The organism is Sphingobacterium siyangense, from assembly GCF_023277505.1.
GTDB classification, from domain to species: Bacteria; Bacteroidota; Bacteroidia; order Sphingobacteriales; family Sphingobacteriaceae; genus Sphingobacterium; species Sphingobacterium siyangense.
The window spans coordinates 2,052,807-2,071,505 of the sequence record NZ_CP080574.1 but is presented as its reverse complement, the minus strand read 5'-3'; the positions used below and the strand labels follow the sequence as shown (position 1 = coordinate 2,071,505).

Sequence of the window (18,699 nt, the reverse complement as noted above, 5' to 3'; positions counted from 1 at the left end):
CTTTTTACAATTACGAATGGCAGAAGAATTATCGGAATACAGCAAAAGCCAACTGGCTTTACGTAATGGTCAGGACAAACCACAGATCTGGGTTGCCTATCGCGGATTTATCTATGATGTCGGAGAAAGTAGACTGTGGAAAGACGGGATGCATTACGAGCATTGGGCCGGACAAGATCTAACTGAGGAGCTCCAAGAAGCCCCTCATTCAGCATCTGTATTTTCAAAATTTCAGATCGTCGGAAAACTGAAAGATCAATGATTATAAATTAAACTGAGATAGGGCAACAAAAGCATTCAAACGCTTTTGTATGTCCTCTTCGGTAAGATCAACCAAACGATCTGTTCCAAATTTCTCTACACAGAATGAAGCTAGCGCAGAACCAAAAATCAACGCATTCTTCATATTTGTAAAGTTTATACTTTTTACTTTGGCAAGATAGCCAATGAAACCTCCCGCAAAGGAATCCCCCGCGCCCGTTGGATCAAACACATCTGCTAATGGTAGAGCTGGCGCAGAAAAAATCTGATTCTCTCCAAAAAGAAGCGCACCGTGTTCACCTTTTTTGATAATTAAATATTTAGGTCCCATTGCTAAAATGACTTTTGCAGCTTTAACCAGAGAATACTCTCCCGATAGCTGTCTCGCCTCTGAATCATTGATGGCTAACACATCAACCTTTAGAAGAACCTTTCTTAGGTCATCCATGGCAACATTCATCCAGTAGTTCATCGTATCCAGAACCACAAGCTTAGGTTTGTGTACCAAGCGCTCCAACGTTGTTAATTGTATTTGAGGTGTAAGATTACCCAAGAGAAGATACTCACAATCCTGATAACTTTCAGGAATAATTGGATCAAAATCAGCCAATACATTTAAGTCTGTCGCCAGGGTATCACGGCTATTCATATCGTTATGATATCTGCCTGACCAAGAAAAAGTTTGCCCACCAGTAATCACCTGGACACCCGTAACATCTATACCACGGTTCCTGATAAGATCGAGATTGTCATTTCCAAAATCCTCCCCAACAACACTGACCAATTTGATTTGATCACATAGATATGATGCCGCCAGACTAGCAAATGTACCGGCACCACCCAGAATTTTGTCAGTTTTACCGAACGGTGTTTCTATTGTATCGAAAGCCACCGTACCAATAATTACTAAACTCATAGTTTTTTAATAAGCATGGTAAACAAAAAAACCGGCGTAAAGCCGGTTTCAATATTGCTCCTGAAGCTGGGCTCGAACCAGCGACCCTCTGATTAACAGTCAGATGCTCTAACCTGCTGAGCTATTCAGGAATTTATTTTTCGAGAAATTCCTTTCTCATAGAGTGTACAAAAGTAGTACATTTTAATTTTATTTGCAAATAAAATATTTGCATTGTTGCTCCTGAAGCTGGGCTCGAACCAGCGACCCTCTGATTAACAGTCAGATGCTCTAACCGGCTGAGCTATTCAGGAATGAAAAATTGAATATTTTAAAAACCCCGGTTATGTAAGTTATTAAACTGCTCCTGAAGCTGGGCTCGAACCAGCGACCCTCTGATTAACAGTCAGATGCTCTAACCTGCTGAGCTATTCAGGAGTGTTTTTCAATTTTTCCGGAGACCCTATCGCGTTTCCGTGATGCAAGTATCGGAAGATTATTAGAATACTACAAATTTTTTGAGCACATTTTTTACAACTTCCTAAATTCCAATTAGAATAATTTATTTTTATTTTTCATACTGCTCCACAAAATCCCCTTTTCAGCACTTAAACCAACATTATCCTTCTTTTACCTTCAATAGTTATTAGCTGATCAATGGCAATATTGTAAATTCAGTACGATTATAGTAGCACGCCTTTCAAAATAAGCGTCGCTACACTAAAATAAATCAGCAAACCTGTTACATCGACTAATGTCGACACAAAAGGCGCTGAAGAACTCGCAGGGTCGGCCCCAAGCCGTTTCATAACAAAAGGCAACATAGACCCCGTCAACGACCCCCAGAGGACAACACCCACCAAGGACAAAGAAATAACCAATGCAACCAACACCCAATACTCACCATAGCTATGCGCAAAAGACTGCCATGCCATAATCCTTATAAAACCCAGCGCTCCCAAAATAAGTCCCAGCAGTAAACCCGACAGAATCTCTCTTCGCATCACACGCCACCAGTCCCCCAAGGTAACTTCCCCCAAGGCCATCGCCTGAATAATTAATGTTGACGCTTGCGAACCGCTATTCCCACCACTGGAAATAATAACAGGCATCAGCGCAAACAACATAATCGCACTTGCCATTTGCTCCTCGAAGTGCTCAATAACTGTAGCGGTCAAAAGTTGCCCCAAAAAAAGCACAATAAGCCAACCAGCTCTTTTCTTGACCAAGTTCTTAATAGACACATCCAGGTAAGGCTCGTCCAAAGCCTCCGTTCCCCCGATACGCTGCATATCTTCCGTGTACTCCTCGTTTGCTACCCAAAGAATATCATCGACAGTCACTATCCCCAACATAACCCCCTGTTCGTCGACAACAGGCAAGGCCACTCGGTTATTCATCCGGAAGATGTTGATTGCTTCCTCCTGGGGATCGTAAGCATTAAGCGAAATCAGACGATGATCGATCAGTTCGCCAACGACTCTATCTGGCTCCGCCATCAGCACATCTTTAATCCGAATATCATCTACCAGCTTCCCATTTCCATCAATCACATAGAGTACATCTATCGTCTCCGAATCTCTGCCATAACGTCTAATATGTCCCAATATTCGTTCAATACTCCAGTGCTCTTTTACGGTAATATAATCGGGGGTCATTAGACGCCCAACGCTATCTTCTGGATAGCCCAACAACGCCAATGCTTCAACACGATCTTTGGGTGGTAATAGTAAAATTAAATGCTTAATATCGTCCTTCATTTCTGAAAAAAAAGAAGTCCGATCGTCGGGGGGTAACTCGTTAATTAGTGCGCTAATTTTCGCTTTAGAAAGCTTCTTAAAAATCCTGTTTTGAGTAGGAAAATCCAGAATACGAAAAACGTTAACTGCGCGATTCAAATTTAATGATTCAATAAATAGTGAGCCATGTTCGGGCAACTCATCAATCAGCTCCTCTACTTCTGAAATATTTAATTCATTCAAAAATTCTTCCAGCCCAACAAGATCTCCACTTGCTATCAATTGCTCTATTTGATTCACCTGCATTTCCAGTTCTTCCATATCTCCTATCAATTTAAAAATCCTACATCTACACAAAATTTATATGTTACAAAAATCGCTTTTTTAAAGTAAATTCTGCATAAAAAAATAAATAATAAAAACCTGCTGCCTGTCGCTGTAATTGGGATAAATACCCCCGCACAACGTTCAATGCTCAAATCAAAAACAAGACAGTTTGTCATCAACAAAAATTAAAGAGAAAACCGTTCTCGCCAATAACTTCAACAGGTCTAGACAAAAGAAAGACGACGAAATTTATCGTCTAATCACCGATCCATTTTTTTATCGAATAAAATAAATCAGACGACACCCAACTCACCAACAGCGCCCCCAAAAGCAACAACCCACGGTCGTCAGATTTTTATACAAAAAAAGCAAACAAATTTTCCAAACACAGTCTTAGAATCGCCAATTATTTAAGTATATTCGCCGTATGCTTTAACCTGTTCAATATAGCGCATTTTTTCAGAACAACCCATTATTATCAGGTTATTTTAAAGAAAAAACAGGATAAAAAAAGCAAAACATAAAAAACATAAAGACCTAATATTCAAAGAAAAAACAATTTAAAACAGAACCTAAAATTCATATAAACAGGAATAATAAAACTAAAAAAAATAGCAAACACACGATATACAGAAATTAATGAGACATAAAAACATAATTATCAATACATTATCATTATTGTCATTAATAATATATTCACAAAAAAGTTCGGCTCAATTTTTTGAAGACAGCCAAGCCCCTTTAAGCCAAAAATGGTATAAGATTGAAACGAAGAATTTTCAACTTATTTTCCCCGAAGAAATGAAGAGCAAGGCCCCTACCCTAGCTGACCAGGTTAACCGATCGCTGCGTACAACTTCTAGAAACTACAAAATAACACCACGGAAAATTCCATTCATTATCCATAACACGAATCTACAAACGAATGGTTTTGTACAGTTGTCTCCACGTAAATCTGAACTGTACAGCACCGCCGGAGCAGAGCCAGACAATCAGACCTGGCTACCCAATTTGATCCTGCATGAGTCAAGACACGTAAGTCAATTTGACAAATTGACAGGCAAACTACGCGCTCCATTTTTTGAACAATTAGCCCTAGCCTACTATGGACTGACCGTCCCTTCTTGGTATTTCGAAGGGGATGCAACGCTAACAGAAACGATATATTCGGAGGGAGGAAGAGGAAGATTACCCGCTTTTGAAATGCCAATCAAAGCAAACTTTCAATCGAATCACAACTATAGTTTTAATAAATATTTACTGGGATCCTATAAAGATATTGTCCCGAGTTACTATACAATCGGCTATCTGATGACCTCCACTTTAAAATCAGAATTACCCTCGAATTATGAAGCCGACCTCTTTTCAGAGCTTAACAAAAAACCGCTATACCCCTATAATATCAATCGCGTTTTAAAGAAAAAAATAGGTGGAAATAGTGCCTATTTATACAAGAAAACAATAGCAAATTTAGATGCCATATGGAATAAAAAAACAAGCGATTATCAATACCAGAAGTACACAGAAATAAACAAAAAAAACAACAATTATTACAACAGTAATTTATTGCCGAAACACAAGAATGGTCTGATCTATTTTATTAAACAGAATCCACAAAAGACCAATGCAATTTACACCTATGATACGGCAACAAACACAGAAAATAGGCTCGTCAAAACCGGCATACAGTTGACGCCACATTTTGACGTAAACAGCAATTACATCTTATGGGATGAGCTGCATAAAGATCCGCGTTTCAACAAGAGAACATACAGCGTCATCAATATCATGAATCTCAAAACAGGGAAAATTAACCAGCTCAGCAAACAGACGAGATATTATTCACCTATTTTTAGCCCACTAGACGAAACCATCGCCTGTGTTGAGGTAGATTTATCCAACGACAGCTATCTGACGCTTATAAACCTTAAAAACAACAGTATCATCAAACGGATTAAAATAGGTAATGCCGAACAGCTCCAACACCCAGCTTTCAACCCCCAAGGAGATAAAATAATAGGTATACGATTATCCCAATATGGAACCGCATTATGTGAAATTGACCTGAATAATAACAAAATCACCAACCTGACACCATGGGGTAACCAACAATATGAAAGACCGCAATACCTTTCAGGTATGAAGATTATCACAAAAGCTAACTTCAATGGTATCGATAATATCTACACTATTGATCTCTTATCTGGTAAAAAACAGCTGCTGACAAAGGCACAGTTTGGCGCGTTCAACCCTTTTTACGACAAGGACACAAGGCAATTATTCTTCAACGATTACCAATACAATGGCTACAAAATCGCCCAAACATCCATAGACACAACATTTGATATCCGTCCCGAAACAGATTATTTTTCGCATTACTATAGCACAGCACTAATGAAAGACAGCGTAAAAAATATCGCTTCAGTCTCAGTTGATACTAGCCAACACTACCAAATTGTTCCCTATCGTGGACTAGGTAGAACCTTCAATTTTCATAGTCTTTCGCTAAGTAGCAGCAATTTTGAAAGCTTCGACAATTTTAAACCCGGCGTCTTCTGGTTATCAAACAATATCTTAAACACCACACAAATTGCACTGGGATATGAATATGACACCGACATTCGAAAAGGAGTATACTCGGCAGAACTGACCTACAACAAGTACTTCCCAAAATTCTCACTACGTTATGAAAACAGAGGGCAAATCGCAGCAGCAAGCATCCCCAATAAACCGGACAGTAGCATCCGTTTCGACTGGCGCGAGCATTATATATCCTCACAGATCTCCATCCCACTCTCCTTTTACAGAAGAGACTACGTCTATTCCACTGGATTCAACCTCGCAACAGCTTATCTAAGGCGCTATGATCTTAGCCGAACAGATGTCAAAAACTTTAATTACGAGACTGCATTTCCATTAACATACCAGCTTTACCTCAATCGCAATGCGCGTATGGCCAGTATGGATCTCTACCCAAGATGGGGGCAAAATTTTAGCGTCACCTATCGGCATACCCCCTTCGAAAACAATGCAAAAGGTGAAATTTTATCAGCACGAACAGTATTTTATCTACCTGGATTCATGAGCAATCACGGCTTTCAAATCAGACTGAGCGCCCAAACAGGATCAGGAATTTATCAATATATCAACGATATCCCTTTAGTGAGTGGATTTAGCTACTACAAATATGAAAAAATAAAAAATACGTTATTGGTCAACTATCGTTTCCCCATAGCTTATCCCGACCTTGGTTTAGGATCCTTAGCTTATATTAAACGCGTAAAAGGTGGAATATTTGCCGATTATCAAAACATACACAAACACAGGGAGATTTCACCAAAAAGTTTTGGAGCCTATCTATCGCTTGATTTCAATGCATTCAGATACCCTCTTCCAGATTTCGAATTCGTCGTTAAGGCCACCTATATCAATGACAACACGGCAACGCAACGTGTTGTTCCAACATTCAGTTTAAACTACACTTATTAGGGATGAATAGCCCAGTTAAAATTCAGTGCCAAGGCATAATGATCCGACAGAGGCAGCCCTTTCATATTGGTGAATAGGTTATTTTCTATATTATAATCCCGGGCAGCAAGACTTAGGTGACTGCTGCTCCGGTAAAGAATCTTATCGATAGATTCGCTTTGATTACCGATAGACAACATATGTGGAGGCTTAAACTCATGTCGCACCTCTGGCACTAAACCTCCATTTTCGAGCTCAACCCAGCTGTCAACCAAAGCTGTGGAATCCATAAAATCATGCAGGTTATCATCACAAAAACTATAATGTGCATTAAAATCACCCATGACAATAAGCGGCTTATCGCTCGAATGTTCTCCGATATAATCACGTAACTGATTGAGATTATCCCGACGTGCGCTTGAAGCTTTCCTGCTATTCTGCGCATTCGCATGAACGTTATAAACATCCAACCAGACTTCAGGAACGATTTCTATCTGAACTAAGGTAAAGCCCTTCGGTGTTAGAAAATCTGCTCCCGTACGTTTCTTCCAGGGCACGCGAACAACATCGGTCATTGGAAAATGAGACAAGGTATTGAGACCATCACCAAAGGGAACACGTCCCTTGGTTTTCGTGCGATAGGGATGTGAATTCCCACCCCAATATAAACTTCTATTATAATTGAAATCCTCCTGTACATTAACAATATCAAAAGGATTGATCTTCTTTCCAATTTCAGCAATACTTCTACTTCTACCTGTAATCGCAGAAGAAATAATCCCGGGCAAACCCGCGACATTATACGTCAATACCGAAAAAAAACCAGAATTACCTTTTTCTTTACTTTTATTAGCATCCATCAATATCTGCATATATAACCACGTCATGATAAATTTAGCAAATACAATAAAAACTCACCAGTACTACACAAACATTTAACAGATAATTGATTTAATCTGACATTACATCAATAGTTCACCGCGCGATACAGCATTTTTTAAACAAAAAAGGGACAACGTTCCGTCATCCCTTTACCTAAAATTTGATTTATATTAATCTTCAAGTGCCTTCACACCTGGAAGAACTTTTCCTTCCATGTATTCCAAAAGCGCACCACCACCGGTACTGACGTAACTTACATCCTCAGACATACCAAATTTACTTACCGCAGCAGCTGAATCACCACCCCCTATTAAAGAGAATGCACCATTCTTCGTTGCTTCCACAACAGCATCAGCAACAGCTTTGGTACCCTTCGCAAAGGTATCAAATTCAAAAACACCCATCGGACCATTCCAAAGAACTGTCTTAGAATTTTTGATGATCGCTGCGAAATTTGCTGCAGACTCCTGTCCGATATCAAGACCTTGCAAATCTGCAGGAATTTTATCATTTGGTCCATCATACACATTGGCATCGTTTGAAAATGCATCTGCAATCTGAGCATCCGTAGGAATAACCAGGTTTACACCTTTTTCCTTCGCTTTTTTTACCAACTCATTCGCTAAATCAAGTTTATCGATTTCAACCAATGATTGACCAATTTCACCGCCTCTAGCTTTGATAAACGTATAAGCCATGCCTCCACCGATCAAAAGATTATCAACTTTATCCAATAAGGCCTCAATTAACTGAATTTTATCAGAAACTTTTGCACCACCCATGATTGCTGTAAAAGGTCTAACCGGATTATTCAATACTTTCTCCGCATTTCCAACTTCTGCTGCCATCAAGTAACCGCTATATTTAGCTCCCGGGAAAAATTGTGCAACAATTGCTGTCGAAGCATGAGCCCTGTGCGCTGTGCCGAAAGCATCGTTTACATAGATATCACCTAATTTTGACAACTTTTCTGCAAACTCAACATCTCCCTTTTCTTCTTCTTTATAGAAGCGAAGGTTTTCTAGCAATAAAACCTGGCCAGCTTGTAAAGCTGCAGCCTTTTCTACAGCCTCCGTGCCGATACAGTCATTGGCAAACTGAACATCAGTACCTAAAACCTGTGAAAGATGAGCAACAATATGTTTTAATGAATACTTATCAGTAGGACCATCTTTTGGCCTTCCTAAGTGGGACATCAATATCACGCTTCCACCATCATTCAAAATCTTCTTTATTGTTGGAGCCGCTCCCTGGATACGATTATCATCCGTAATATTGAAATTTTCATCCAAAGGCACGTTGAAATCCACACGTACCAAGGCTTTTTTACCTGCAAAATTTAAATCGTCTACTGTTTTCATTATGTAACTTTATTGATTTGGGATTAGGTCGTTTTGTCAAACGAACAGCTAAATATAAAAAAAAGCATTTGCTTTCATTAGAAATAATTATTTATTAATGGCAATTCTTACCTTGGATCGAACTACTCGTCACACAACGTAAGAATTACCTACATCGTCATAAATCATAATAATCTACAACCATCCGACGATTGGACTCGCTTTGCGAATCAATTGCTAGTGAATCTCAACGCTATAAGGCAATCTCGCCTGCACACCCGTCTGTGCAGTAGCTTTTTTCATGACATCAAAATAACGATAGTATTCGCCCATTTGCTCTTTTGCAACCCAAACTTGTACTTTTTCTTTTGAATTATTCAATATTGAGGTAAAAGGATCTTCTTTCTCCGGATACTGGGACACTTTGTATTTGCTTAAGTTGGCCTTTTTAGCGGCAGCCTGAATAGCGGCATCCAAGTTTCCGAGACGGTCAACCAATTTATTATTCAGTCCTTGCGCACCGGTCCAAACTCTTCCCTGCCCAATACTATCAACATCAGCAATGGATAATTTACGGCCGTCTGCAACAACTTTCGTAAATGTACCATATACTTTATCAACTTCCCGCTGGATGATATCCCTTTCTTCCGCTGTCAACGGGCGATCAAAAGAAGTCATCAAATCGGCAAACTTACCCGTTTTTACACCATCGTAATGTACTCCAATCTTATTGTTCATCAGATTTTGGAAATTAGGAATCACGCCAAATACGCCAATAGATCCTGTAATCGTAGTAGGTTCGGCAAATATCGAATCCGCTGCCGCTGAGATATAATACCCCCCCGATGCAGCTAAATCTCCCATGGAAACAATGACAGGCTTCACTTTCTTGGTCAAGATAACCTCCCGCCAAATAATATCTGAAGCCAAAGCAGATCCACCGGGTGAATTGACGCGCAAAACAACAGCTTTAACCGCATCGTCTTCTCTTAATTTTCGTAGTTCGCGGGAGAATTTATCACCGCCGATTTGGCCAGGTCCCGTTCCTTCACCGTCAACAATTTCTCCGGCAGCATAAAGAACCGCAACTTCAGATCCACTCGCATCGTCTTTTATCTTTTTATTATAATCCAATAAGGAGACAAACGATATTTCATCTTTTTCCGAAATTTTCAAACGTTTTCTCAAGTCTGACAAAAGTTCGTCTTTATACAGCTTGGCATCCGCAAGCTTATATTTTACCGCATCGTCCGCATCCCGAACGCGATAGTCATTTGCTATAGCCCGTAATGAATCGGCAGCAATATTTCTGCTCGCTGCTATTTCATTAATAAAAGTATTATATATACTTCCCAAATATGATGTTACCTGCAAACGATTGGGATCACTCATTTTATTCAAAAAGTAAGGTTCAACGGCACTTTTAAATGTACCCACCTTCACAATCTGCATCTCTACTCCAACCTTATCCAAGAGGTCTTTATAGAACATAGTAGAACTTGCCAAGCCTCTGAAATCAATCGTGCCTTGTGGATTAACATATACTTTATCGGCGGTGCTCGCTACATAATAGGCCTTTTGGTCATACCCGGCATTATAAGCAACAACAAATTTCCCGGTTTTCTTAAAGGCCAAAAGTTCGTCCCTGACTTCCTTTAAGCTCGCAAAACCAACTCCGATATGACTAGCATCTAAATAGACCCCTTTAATATTCCCATCCGTAGCTGCATACTTGATCCTCGCCAAAATATCGTCCAACCCAATATTTTTAGTAGAATAACCTGGAAGATTGAGACTACCCAAAGGATTCGCTTCACTTCGCTCTGTAATATCATAATCAAAAGATAGGTATAAAACCGAGTTGCTTTTAACAACAATCTCCTGATCAGAGGACGCCGAGCTGATAATCGCCCCAATTATCCCCATCAAAACAATAAACAACACAACAAAAGAGATCACAATCCCCGTAATTGTTGCCAGTACGTACTTAAAAAATGATTTCATATTTTGTAATTAAATCCGATCCATAAGATATCTTCCAAGAGAAAGACCTATTTTTCACTAAAGGTAAGGCAATATTTTTTATTCACCCAGTCTTTTATTTCATCTACACCACATTTTATTCGCGAAATTAAGGAGCCTAGCCTGAAAGAAATCTACCTATCCAAAGATCATCAATACCCTAAATCCAAAGAAATAGCCGAAATTCAAACAACTAAGTTCCCCAAAAGCTTAATTTAGCATTATGAATAAGATTTATATACTTTTGGGCACTAACCTCGGAGACCGTTTTCAACAGCTTGATCTAGCGAGAAAACAACTTGAAACACGCGTTGGAGAAATTATTGAAGTTTCTTCGATTTATGAAACAGCGGCCTGGGGAGTCGAGGACCAACCAGCCTTTTTGAATCAGGTCGTTTTAGTAGCGTCCGAGTTACAGCCTTTGGCATGTTTAAATCTAACACAACATATCGAACAGGAATTAGGACGTATCCGTATAAAAAAATGGGGTGAAAGAGTAATTGACATCGATATACTCTACTTTAATCAGGAAATCATCGACTTGCCCGCACTGCAGATTCCACACCCTTATATCGCCGAACGGAGGTTCACACTCGAACCATTGGTAGAAATAGCTCCGGGCTATATCCATCCCGTTTACAAAAAAAATAACGTATATTTAATGGATAAATGCAAAGACGACTTACCCGTAAAGAAAATTAGCGACGATGAACCATATCGACATTGAACTGATCCGCCAAAACATGTTTGACAACCACGAATTAATCAAACAATTTGTATCCATGTATCTTATCCAAACACCTGTGGATCTCGACAAGCTCCGACAAGCGGTAGCTGAAGGTGATCTTCAAAAGATTGGTGATACAGCCCATCATATCAAACCGACAATGGACTATATCGGTGCCTTTCACTTAAAAGAAAAATTTGAGGAATTAGAGACCAATGCAAAATATGAAGAGTCTCTCGAGGGCCTTCAGGCCACCTTCGATATTATAGATATCGAAATGAAAGAGCTCCTGTTTGAATTGGAACAATATGAAAAAACGATCTAAACCAGATCGTTTTTTTTATTGAAATGCAATGCCGATAATAGGAAATATAAAACTAAAATAATCGGTAAAGCCATAAATTGACCAACAACAAACAAGATCAACGTCATGATCAAAAATATAAAGCGAAACTTATTCGTTTTCCAGTCCATCGAACTAAATTTCATCGAAAACAACCTAATTTCACTCACCAATAGATAACTGGTTAGAAGAATACTAACGATTAATACAATCGGATTTAAAACCAATTGCGGGTACTTGTCTGCAATATAAGGCAGTGAAAGTACATAAAATGTATTCATTGGCGTATTCAAGCCAATGAAATCAGAAGTTTGACGCTCATCCAGGTTGAACTTTGCTAAACGTAAGGCCGAGAAAACAGTAATGATAAACCCTAGATAAGGCAACAGAGAGCCATCAGGAAATACCTTTGTCAATAGGGTAAACATGATTGTCCCAGGTAAAAACCCGAAACTGACCATATCGGCCAACGAATCAAGCTCTTTTCCGATTGGTGATTTAACATGAAGAAGCCGCGCCACCATTCCGTCAAAAAAATCGAATATCCCGGACGCAAAAACACAAATAGTAACCACTTGAATATTGCCTTGCAATGCCATCAATACAGCGATACAGCCACTAAATAAATTTAGGCAAGTCAGTAGATTTGGGATATGTTTTTTCATTTACAGGATCTATTTTATAAAAAAAGCCATCATTCGATTAAAAATGATGGCTAAAATATCAAAATTTGATGGGATTACCCATTCATACTGATCAAAAATTCTTCATTTGATTTAGTTCCACGCAATTGACCTTGTAAAAATTCCATGGCCTCTGTAGAATTCATATCAGATAAGTGATTACGAAGTACCCAAATACGTTGTAATGTTTCTTTGTCAGTCAATAGATCATCGCGACGTGTACTGGAAGCTGTGATATCGATCGCAGGGAAGATACGTTTGTTCGCCAACTTACGATCCAACTGTAATTCCATATTACCTGTACCTTTGAATTCTTCAAAGATAACTTCATCCATTTTAGAACCTGTATCTGTTAATGCTGTTGCTAAAATTGTCAATGAACCACCGTTTTCGATATTCCGGGCAGCACCAAAGAAACGTTTTGGCTTATGTAAAGCGTTAGCGTCCACACCACCTGACAAAATTTTACCTGACGCAGGCGCAACTGTGTTATATGCACGAGCCAATCTTGTGATTGAGTCTAACAAAATAACGACATCATGTCCACACTCTACCATACGTTTCGCTTTCTCAAGCACGATATTAGCGATTTTCACGTGGCGGTCAGCCGGCTCATCAAATGTTGAAGAAACAACTTCAGCGCGCACACTTCTCGCCATATCAGTAACCTCCTCAGGACGCTCATCAATTAATAAGATAATCAAATAAACTTCTGGGTGATTCTTTGCAATAGCATTTGCAACCTCTTTCAACAAGTTTGTTTTACCCGTTTTCGGTTGAGCAACGATTAACCCACGTTGACCTTTACCTATTGGCGTGAATAAATCCATGATACGTGTCGAATAGTTTCCAACACCCATATCCAAATTTAAACGCTCATCAGGGAATAATGGTGTCAAATAATCAAATGGCACACGATCCCGTACCTCAGCAGGATTTTGCCCATTGATAGCTTCAACCCTTACCAAAGGAAAGTATTTTTCACCCTCTTTAGGAGGACGAATACTACCACGTACCGTATCACCAGTTTTCAAACCAAATAATTTGATCTGAGATTGTGATACATAAATATCATCAGGAGAAGTCAAATAGTTGTAATCTGATGAACGTAAGAAGCCGTAACCATCAGGCATAATCTCCAATACACCCTCATTAACGATCACATTATCGAAATCTGTACTTGAAGAAGTGTTTTCTGCTTTAGGAGTTTGTGTTGCTTTTTCAGGTTGGGGACCTTTATCTGCTGATGGTGCGTCTTCGGTTGCAACCGGGGTTTCGTCTTGCTCAGAAACTTCACGTTTTCTTACCGTGACAGGTTCCGCAGTCTTTACGGTCCGCACACGTTTACGTGTACGTTCAGCATGTTCCTGGTTATCTTCCTCTACTTTAGCTGCTTTTTCAGCTGGCGCTGGAGCTGCTTCCTCTTCCCCACCAGTATTGCTAATTCTTTCGATTAATTCTTGTTTACGCAATTTATCAGCATCTGCGATACCGATCAACTTAGCAATCTCGCGCAATTCCGATACGAGTTTAGCGTTTAATTCGTTAATATCCATTAATGTGTTGTGTATGATTTTTGGATTTTTTTTTGAGCTTTTTTCTGAATTCTGATTACACACTTAAACAAGTTTCCATGATTAAATGTGATGAAGAACTTAATGATTTCTTTTAAACCCGAAGTGGATTAAATATTGAGAACCTAGACAAAGAAAAAAACAAATTTTGTTATTTCAAAATATTTCAAAAAAAATATTTACTATTGTAGCTAGTAAAACGATTTAACAACATTTTTAGATTGAATTTTATATTTTTTTTCATAAGTTCGTACCTTTCAAAATTTAAGTTTTTAGATCCCTTATATGGAACAGCAACAAACTAAAACCAATTACCCCGCACTCTACACATTGATTATTGTGTTTTTCTTTTGGGGGTTCATTGCGGCAGGGAACAGTGTTTTTATACCGTTCTGCAAAAATTACTTTCATTTAGACCAGTTTCAATCCCAGTTAATAGACTTTGCTTTTTATACAGCCTATTATATTGGTGCATTGTTACTATTTATCTTCAGTTCAATCGGAGGAAAGGACCTGGTTGGAAAATGGGGATATAAAAAGAGTATCGTTTACGGTTTACTTTTCTCGGCCTTGGGTGCAGCAGCCATGATTGTTGCTGTCGAAGTAAACTTGTATGTTGGTATGTTGTTGGGACTATTCGTTGTAGCCCTTGGTTTTTCATTACAACAGACTGCAGCAAATCCATTTGCCGTTTTATTGGGCGATCCAAAAACAGGTGCTTCCCGTGTTAACCTAGGTGGTGGTATCAACTCATTTGGTACAACAATAGGACCTCTTGTTATCGGATTTTCCTTATTCGGAACTTTTGAGCCTATTTCTGACTCCGAGATCGCCAACCTTCCTCTAAACAAGGTGGTTTATCTTTACATAGGTGTTGGTCTATTGTTCCTACTTGCTGCAGCATTATTTAATTTCAGTAAAAAAGTCCCTGCCGGCATTAGTGATGAACCAATGGAAAAGGCTAATAAAGCTTTACGTACATTGATCATTATGACCGTACTACTTTTTGGTATGTTCACACCGGTTTTTCTAAGCTATAAGAGCGATTTAGCCTTGCAGGTAGAGCAGTTACATAAGCAGGTTTCAAGTTTAACAGATCAGGTTCAGATTGACCAACTCAAATTGCACATTAAAGAAGTTGCCAAACCACTCGAAATGCAACGTATGCTATGGTTGGCCGGAGCATTGGTCGTTGTGATCGGCGGTTTATTGTTCTCCAATAAGAGTGCACAAAAAAATCCAGAAGGCTGGGGTGCGATGAAATATCCACAATTGGCTTTGGGTATGCTCGCCCTATTTATCTATGTCGGTATCGAAGTTGCTATCGGTAGTAACCTCGGGGAATTATTGACATTGAAGGAATTTGGTCATTTGCAATCATCGCAAATTACACCTTATGTATCTATGTATTGGGGGAGTATGATGATTGGTCGTTGGGCCGGTGCAATTACAGCCTTTAACTTGAGTAAATCGGCTAAAAATGGATTATTAATTATCGTTCCTCTGATTGCATTCTCCATTATCATCGGAGTAAATACGCTTGCAGGATTTGAAATGTCACATCTCTATTATTACGTAGTATGTATTCTTCTTCAAATTGTAGCATTCTATCTAAGTAAAGAAAAACCTGCTCGTACATTGATTATTTTCGGATTATTTGGAATCATAGCGATGTTAATTGGCCTATTCTCATCGGGTACTATCGCAATCTACGCTTTCTTATCAGGCGGTCTTGCATGTTCAATTATGTGGTCCTCGATTTTCAGTTTATCGATTGTAGGTTTAGGTAAATATACCGCTCAAGGTTCGGCATTTCTTGTCATGATGATTCTTGGTGGTGGAGTTCTTCCTCCGATTCAAGGAAAATTAGCGGATATTATCGGCATCCATAACTCGTATATTCTACCGTTAATCGGATTTTGTTATGTTGTTTTCTTTGCGATATTTGTTAAGGGAATATTAACAAAACAAGGAATCAATATTGACGAAATAGAGGCTGAAGGGGGCCATTAATACCCCTCACTAATTGTAAATAGTACACTATTTAAACAATTTTATTACACAGCTCAAAAACTGGCTTAACAATATCGTTAAGCCAGTTTTTTTATATAGTCACCAAAGTACAAAAATTTATTTTTTGAAAAATACGTGGATAAATTATGATATTTAAAATTAAAAAATGTATTTTCGGGGAATTGATTAATGAATTGATTACTCATTTTATAACGATAAACACAATTAAAACTACTCAATAATGATAATCATTGCTGACGGGGGATCAACAAAAACAAACTGGTGTTTGTTAGACGATTCGAATAAAAAAATCTACTTCAACACAGAAGGATATAACCCTTATTTTGTTGATAGTGAATACATTGTAAACTCCCTAAAAAAAGGACTACCGCAAGATTTACCTTTTGAAAAAATCTCAGAAGTAAACTATTATGGTGCAGGTGTTCATAACAAGGAAAAAGCACAAATTGTAGTTGATGCCTTAAAACAAGTATTTACTACAGCTGAAGTTGAAGTAGGACACGATCTTCTTGCAGCAGCAAGAGCATTATTAGGAACTCAAGCCGGGTTTGCTGCAATCTTAGGAACAGGAACAAACTCTTGTCTCTATGACGGCAAAGAAATCACATTAAACATCGACTCAGGTGCTTACATTTTAGGTGATGAAGGTTCTGGTAGTTATATTGGTAAAAAATTATTGGCAGACTATGTTCGTAATTTGATGCCTAAAGATGTTAAAGAAGTATTCTATAACACGTATAAAATGACAAAAGACGAAATTATGGACGCGGTTTATACCAAACCTATGCCAAATCGTTTTTGTGCTAGCTTTAGCAAATTTGTTTATGACAACAACGTAAATATCGAATATACACGTAATATCGTTGATGAAGCTTTTGAAGCATTTTTCAGAAATCTTGTTAGCAAATACCCTAATTATCAAAGCTATACTTTCAACTGTATCGGTTCGGTAGGTTATAATTTCAGAAATGTTTTGGCTGAAAAAGCTGAGCAATATGGAATGAAAGTAGGCAAGATCTTACGTTCTCCTATCGACGATTTAGTACAATTCCACATCGATAGAGCGGCAGCAACTGCCAAATAAAAAAGAAAAATAATCTTTAACATAATGAAAGGTATTCAATAAAATTGGATACCTTTTTTTGTTGCTCTTCCCCCACTCTCTTGACTTTATGGTCTTCTCCTCCATGAAAATCCCCCGCTAATATTAATTTCCAATAAACTAATTCATACCGTTTTACAAGACATTTTAATGATTTAATAACAGGAATTTCATCGGTACAAAATAAAAGTATCCTTTTTTTGTAAAAGAAGATAACAGATTTATTGAATGAAAAATCGTGGCATGCAATAATACAAAAAACGGTAAAATAGACCGCTCATGATCGATTCATTTCAGGCAAATCCGTCAAAGGTGAACTATAGTCCTCAACAGCGGGGCAAACAACAAAATCAACAAAGGTTGAGACATCTTTGTAGACATAGATGAATAAACAAATTTATTGCAAATGAAAAGAAGCCTTGATATACTTGTAATCTCAGATTTACACCTAGGTACCTACGGTAGTAGAGCTAAAGAGCTTTTACTTTACCTAGAATCCGTATCTCCCAAAATACTGATACTCAATGGAGACATCGTAGACATTTGGCAATTTAAAAAAAGTTATTTCCCACAGGAACATCTCAAAGTCATCAAAAAAATCATTGACATGAGCTCTTCGGGCACAGAGGTGCATTACATCACGGGCAATCACGATGAAATGCTGCGAAAATTTACCGATCTAAAATTAGGTAATATCAAGCTGAGCAATAAACTCCTTCTCTCACTCAATAATCAAAAAGTTTGGATCTTTCATGGGGACGTTTTCGACGCATCCATTCATCATTCTAAATGGTTGGCCAAGCTGGGTGGATGGGGCTATGACAAACTTATACAGCTCAATAATATCATTAATTACTGCCTAGATAAAATGGGTAAGGAGAAATATTCTCTTTCTAAAAAGATCAAAAACTCGGTTAAAAAGGCCGTCACGTATATATCGGATTTTGAACATACAGCTACTGAACTAGCGATTGAAAAAAATTACGACTTCGTTATCTGTGGACACATCCATCAACCTCAAATCAAAGAAGTTATAACGCGAAAAGGAACCTGCACCTATATGAACTCAGGGGACTGGATTGAAAATCTCAGTAGTTTAGAATATAAAAATGGGGAATGGAAGCTGTTCTATTTTGAAGAAAACAAAGAACAAATCCTGAAGAATAAAATCATCGATATCCCTCTTTTCAGCCTGGAAGATCTTAAAAAGATTGTCATATCTTAATGAACACAACGCAGATCTGCATAAAATCAAGAAAACAATACAACAAAAAGCCGAGCTAGCTCGGCTTTTTGTTGTAT

14 protein-coding genes and 3 tRNA genes are annotated in these 18,699 nt (G+C 38.4%); 7 read left to right on the top strand and 10 right to left on the bottom strand.

Going from position 1 to position 18,699, the window contains the following annotated elements; genetic code table 11:
* Nucleotides 1–16 precede the first annotated feature (16 nt).
* The gene (locus tag K2F45_RS08365; RefSeq protein ID WP_075991747.1) at nt 17–262 is read left to right on the top strand and encodes a cytochrome b5 domain-containing protein; all 246 of its coding nucleotides are present in this window, start codon (nt 17–19) and stop codon (nt 260–262) included.
* Here K2F45_RS08365 and K2F45_RS08360 read toward each other — a convergent pair whose 3' ends face one another.
* The 5 genes from K2F45_RS08360 to mgtE form a co-directional block, all read right to left on the bottom strand.
* Entirely contained in the window at nt 263–1,177 is a 915-nt protein-coding gene (locus K2F45_RS08360) for a PfkB family carbohydrate kinase (protein WP_075991746.1), read from the bottom strand.
* Between the two features lie 57 nt (nt 1,178–1,234).
* Nucleotides 1,235–1,308 (bottom strand) — tRNA-Asn (locus K2F45_RS08355).
* A gap of 88 nt (nt 1,309–1,396) precedes the next feature.
* Nucleotides 1,397–1,470: transfer RNA gene (locus tag K2F45_RS08350), tRNA-Asn, on the bottom strand.
* A gap of 50 nt (nt 1,471–1,520) precedes the next feature.
* Nucleotides 1,521–1,594: transfer RNA gene (locus K2F45_RS08345), tRNA-Asn, on the bottom strand.
* Between the two features lie 245 nt (nt 1,595–1,839).
* Nucleotides 1,840–3,216 carry a magnesium transporter gene (gene mgtE / locus K2F45_RS08340; protein WP_075991745.1) on the bottom strand — a complete coding sequence of 459 codons (1,377 nt, stop codon included), beginning with the start codon at nt 3,214–3,216 and terminating at the stop codon, nt 1,840–1,842.
* Nucleotides 3,217–4,023: 807 nt separating this feature from the next.
* Between mgtE and K2F45_RS08335 the strand changes: the two genes are divergently transcribed.
* The gene (locus K2F45_RS08335; RefSeq protein WP_248933303.1) at nt 4,024–6,711 is read left to right on the top strand and encodes a TolB-like translocation protein; all 2,688 of its coding nucleotides are present in this window, start codon (nt 4,024–4,026) and stop codon (nt 6,709–6,711) included.
* On the opposite strand, the gene K2F45_RS08330 is transcribed toward K2F45_RS08335, so the two are convergent.
* From K2F45_RS08330 to sppA, 3 genes are all read right to left on the bottom strand, one after another.
* Nucleotides 6,708–7,577 carry an endonuclease/exonuclease/phosphatase family protein gene (locus tag K2F45_RS08330; RefSeq protein ID WP_083663543.1) on the bottom strand — a complete coding sequence of 290 codons (870 nt, stop codon included), beginning with the start codon at nt 7,575–7,577 and terminating at the stop codon, nt 6,708–6,710. The genes K2F45_RS08335 and K2F45_RS08330 overlap by 4 nt on opposite strands.
* Before the next feature lie 165 nt (nt 7,578–7,742).
* Complete coding sequence (locus K2F45_RS08325; protein WP_248933302.1) at nt 7,743–8,933, bottom strand: phosphoglycerate kinase; 1,191 nt, start codon at nt 8,931–8,933, stop codon at nt 7,743–7,745.
* 216 nt (nt 8,934–9,149) lie between these two features.
* The gene (gene sppA / locus K2F45_RS08320; RefSeq protein WP_248933301.1) at nt 9,150–10,916 is read right to left on the bottom strand and encodes a signal peptide peptidase SppA; all 1,767 of its coding nucleotides are present in this window, start codon (nt 10,914–10,916) and stop codon (nt 9,150–9,152) included.
* Nucleotides 10,917–11,157: 241 nt separating this feature from the next.
* Between sppA and folK the strand changes: the two genes are divergently transcribed.
* Nucleotides 11,158–11,661 (top strand): 2-amino-4-hydroxy-6-hydroxymethyldihydropteridine diphosphokinase, encoded by a 504-nt coding sequence (gene folK, locus K2F45_RS08315; protein ID WP_248933300.1) that lies wholly within the window; start codon nt 11,158–11,160, stop codon nt 11,659–11,661.
* Nucleotides 11,642–11,986 (top strand): Hpt domain-containing protein, encoded by a 345-nt coding sequence (locus K2F45_RS08310; protein WP_075991741.1) that lies wholly within the window; start codon nt 11,642–11,644, stop codon nt 11,984–11,986. The genes folK and K2F45_RS08310 overlap by 20 nt, the downstream gene beginning before the upstream one ends.
* Here K2F45_RS08310 and pssA read toward each other — a convergent pair.
* Entirely contained in the window at nt 11,983–12,669 is a 687-nt protein-coding gene (gene pssA / locus K2F45_RS08305) for a CDP-diacylglycerol--serine O-phosphatidyltransferase (RefSeq protein WP_248933299.1), read from the bottom strand. The genes K2F45_RS08310 and pssA overlap by 4 nt on opposite strands.
* A 74-nt stretch (nt 12,670–12,743) precedes the next feature.
* Complete coding sequence (gene rho / locus K2F45_RS08300; RefSeq protein ID WP_075994695.1) at nt 12,744–14,243, bottom strand: transcription termination factor Rho; 1,500 nt, start codon at nt 14,241–14,243, stop codon at nt 12,744–12,746.
* Nucleotides 14,244–14,546: 303 nt separating this feature from the next.
* Between rho and K2F45_RS08295 the strand changes: the two genes are divergently transcribed.
* The 3 genes from K2F45_RS08295 (at nt 14,547) to K2F45_RS08285 (ending at nt 18,622) form a co-directional block, all read left to right on the top strand.
* A complete protein-coding gene (locus tag K2F45_RS08295; protein ID WP_075991739.1) occupies nt 14,547–16,274 on the top strand; it encodes an MFS transporter in 1,728 nt (575 codons plus the stop codon).
* A gap of 241 nt (nt 16,275–16,515) precedes the next feature.
* Nucleotides 16,516–17,379, top strand: coding sequence for an N-acetylglucosamine kinase (locus K2F45_RS08290; protein WP_046671899.1), 864 nt, complete (start codon nt 16,516–16,518; stop codon nt 17,377–17,379).
* A gap of 424 nt (nt 17,380–17,803) precedes the next feature.
* Entirely contained in the window at nt 17,804–18,622 is an 819-nt protein-coding gene (locus K2F45_RS08285; RefSeq protein ID WP_248933298.1) for a UDP-2,3-diacylglucosamine diphosphatase, read from the top strand.
* Nucleotides 18,623–18,699: the final 77 nt, after the last annotated feature.

Excerpts from the sequence above, each read along its gene's own strand:
- K2F45_RS08365 (WP_075991747.1), top strand. The coding sequence starts at position 17 with ATGGCAGAAGAATTATCGGAATACAGCAAAAGCCAACTGGCTTTACGT.
- K2F45_RS08360 (WP_075991746.1), bottom strand. The coding sequence starts at position 1,177 with ATGAGTTTAGTAATTATTGGTACGGTGGCTTTCGATACAATAGAAACA.
- mgtE (WP_075991745.1), bottom strand. The coding sequence starts at position 3,216 with ATGGAAGAACTGGAAATGCAGGTGAATCAAATAGAGCAATTGATAGCA.
- K2F45_RS08335 (WP_248933303.1), top strand. The coding sequence starts at position 4,024 with ATGAAGAGCAAGGCCCCTACCCTAGCTGACCAGGTTAACCGATCGCTG.
- K2F45_RS08330 (WP_083663543.1), bottom strand. The coding sequence starts at position 7,577 with ATGACGTGGTTATATATGCAGATATTGATGGATGCTAATAAAAGTAAA.
- K2F45_RS08325 (WP_248933302.1), bottom strand. The coding sequence starts at position 8,933 with ATGAAAACAGTAGACGATTTAAATTTTGCAGGTAAAAAAGCCTTGGTA.
- sppA (WP_248933301.1), bottom strand. The coding sequence starts at position 10,916 with ATGAAATCATTTTTTAAGTACGTACTGGCAACAATTACGGGGATTGTG.
- folK (WP_248933300.1), top strand. The coding sequence starts at position 11,158 with ATGAATAAGATTTATATACTTTTGGGCACTAACCTCGGAGACCGTTTT.
- K2F45_RS08310 (WP_075991741.1), top strand. The coding sequence starts at position 11,642 with ATGAACCATATCGACATTGAACTGATCCGCCAAAACATGTTTGACAAC.
- pssA (WP_248933299.1), bottom strand. The coding sequence starts at position 12,669 with ATGAAAAAACATATCCCAAATCTACTGACTTGCCTAAATTTATTTAGT.
- rho (WP_075994695.1), bottom strand. The coding sequence starts at position 14,243 with ATGGATATTAACGAATTAAACGCTAAACTCGTATCGGAATTGCGCGAG.
- K2F45_RS08295 (WP_075991739.1), top strand. The coding sequence starts at position 14,547 with ATGGAACAGCAACAAACTAAAACCAATTACCCCGCACTCTACACATTG.
- K2F45_RS08290 (WP_046671899.1), top strand. The coding sequence starts at position 16,516 with ATGATAATCATTGCTGACGGGGGATCAACAAAAACAAACTGGTGTTTG.
- K2F45_RS08285 (WP_248933298.1), top strand. The coding sequence starts at position 17,804 with ATGAAAAGAAGCCTTGATATACTTGTAATCTCAGATTTACACCTAGGT.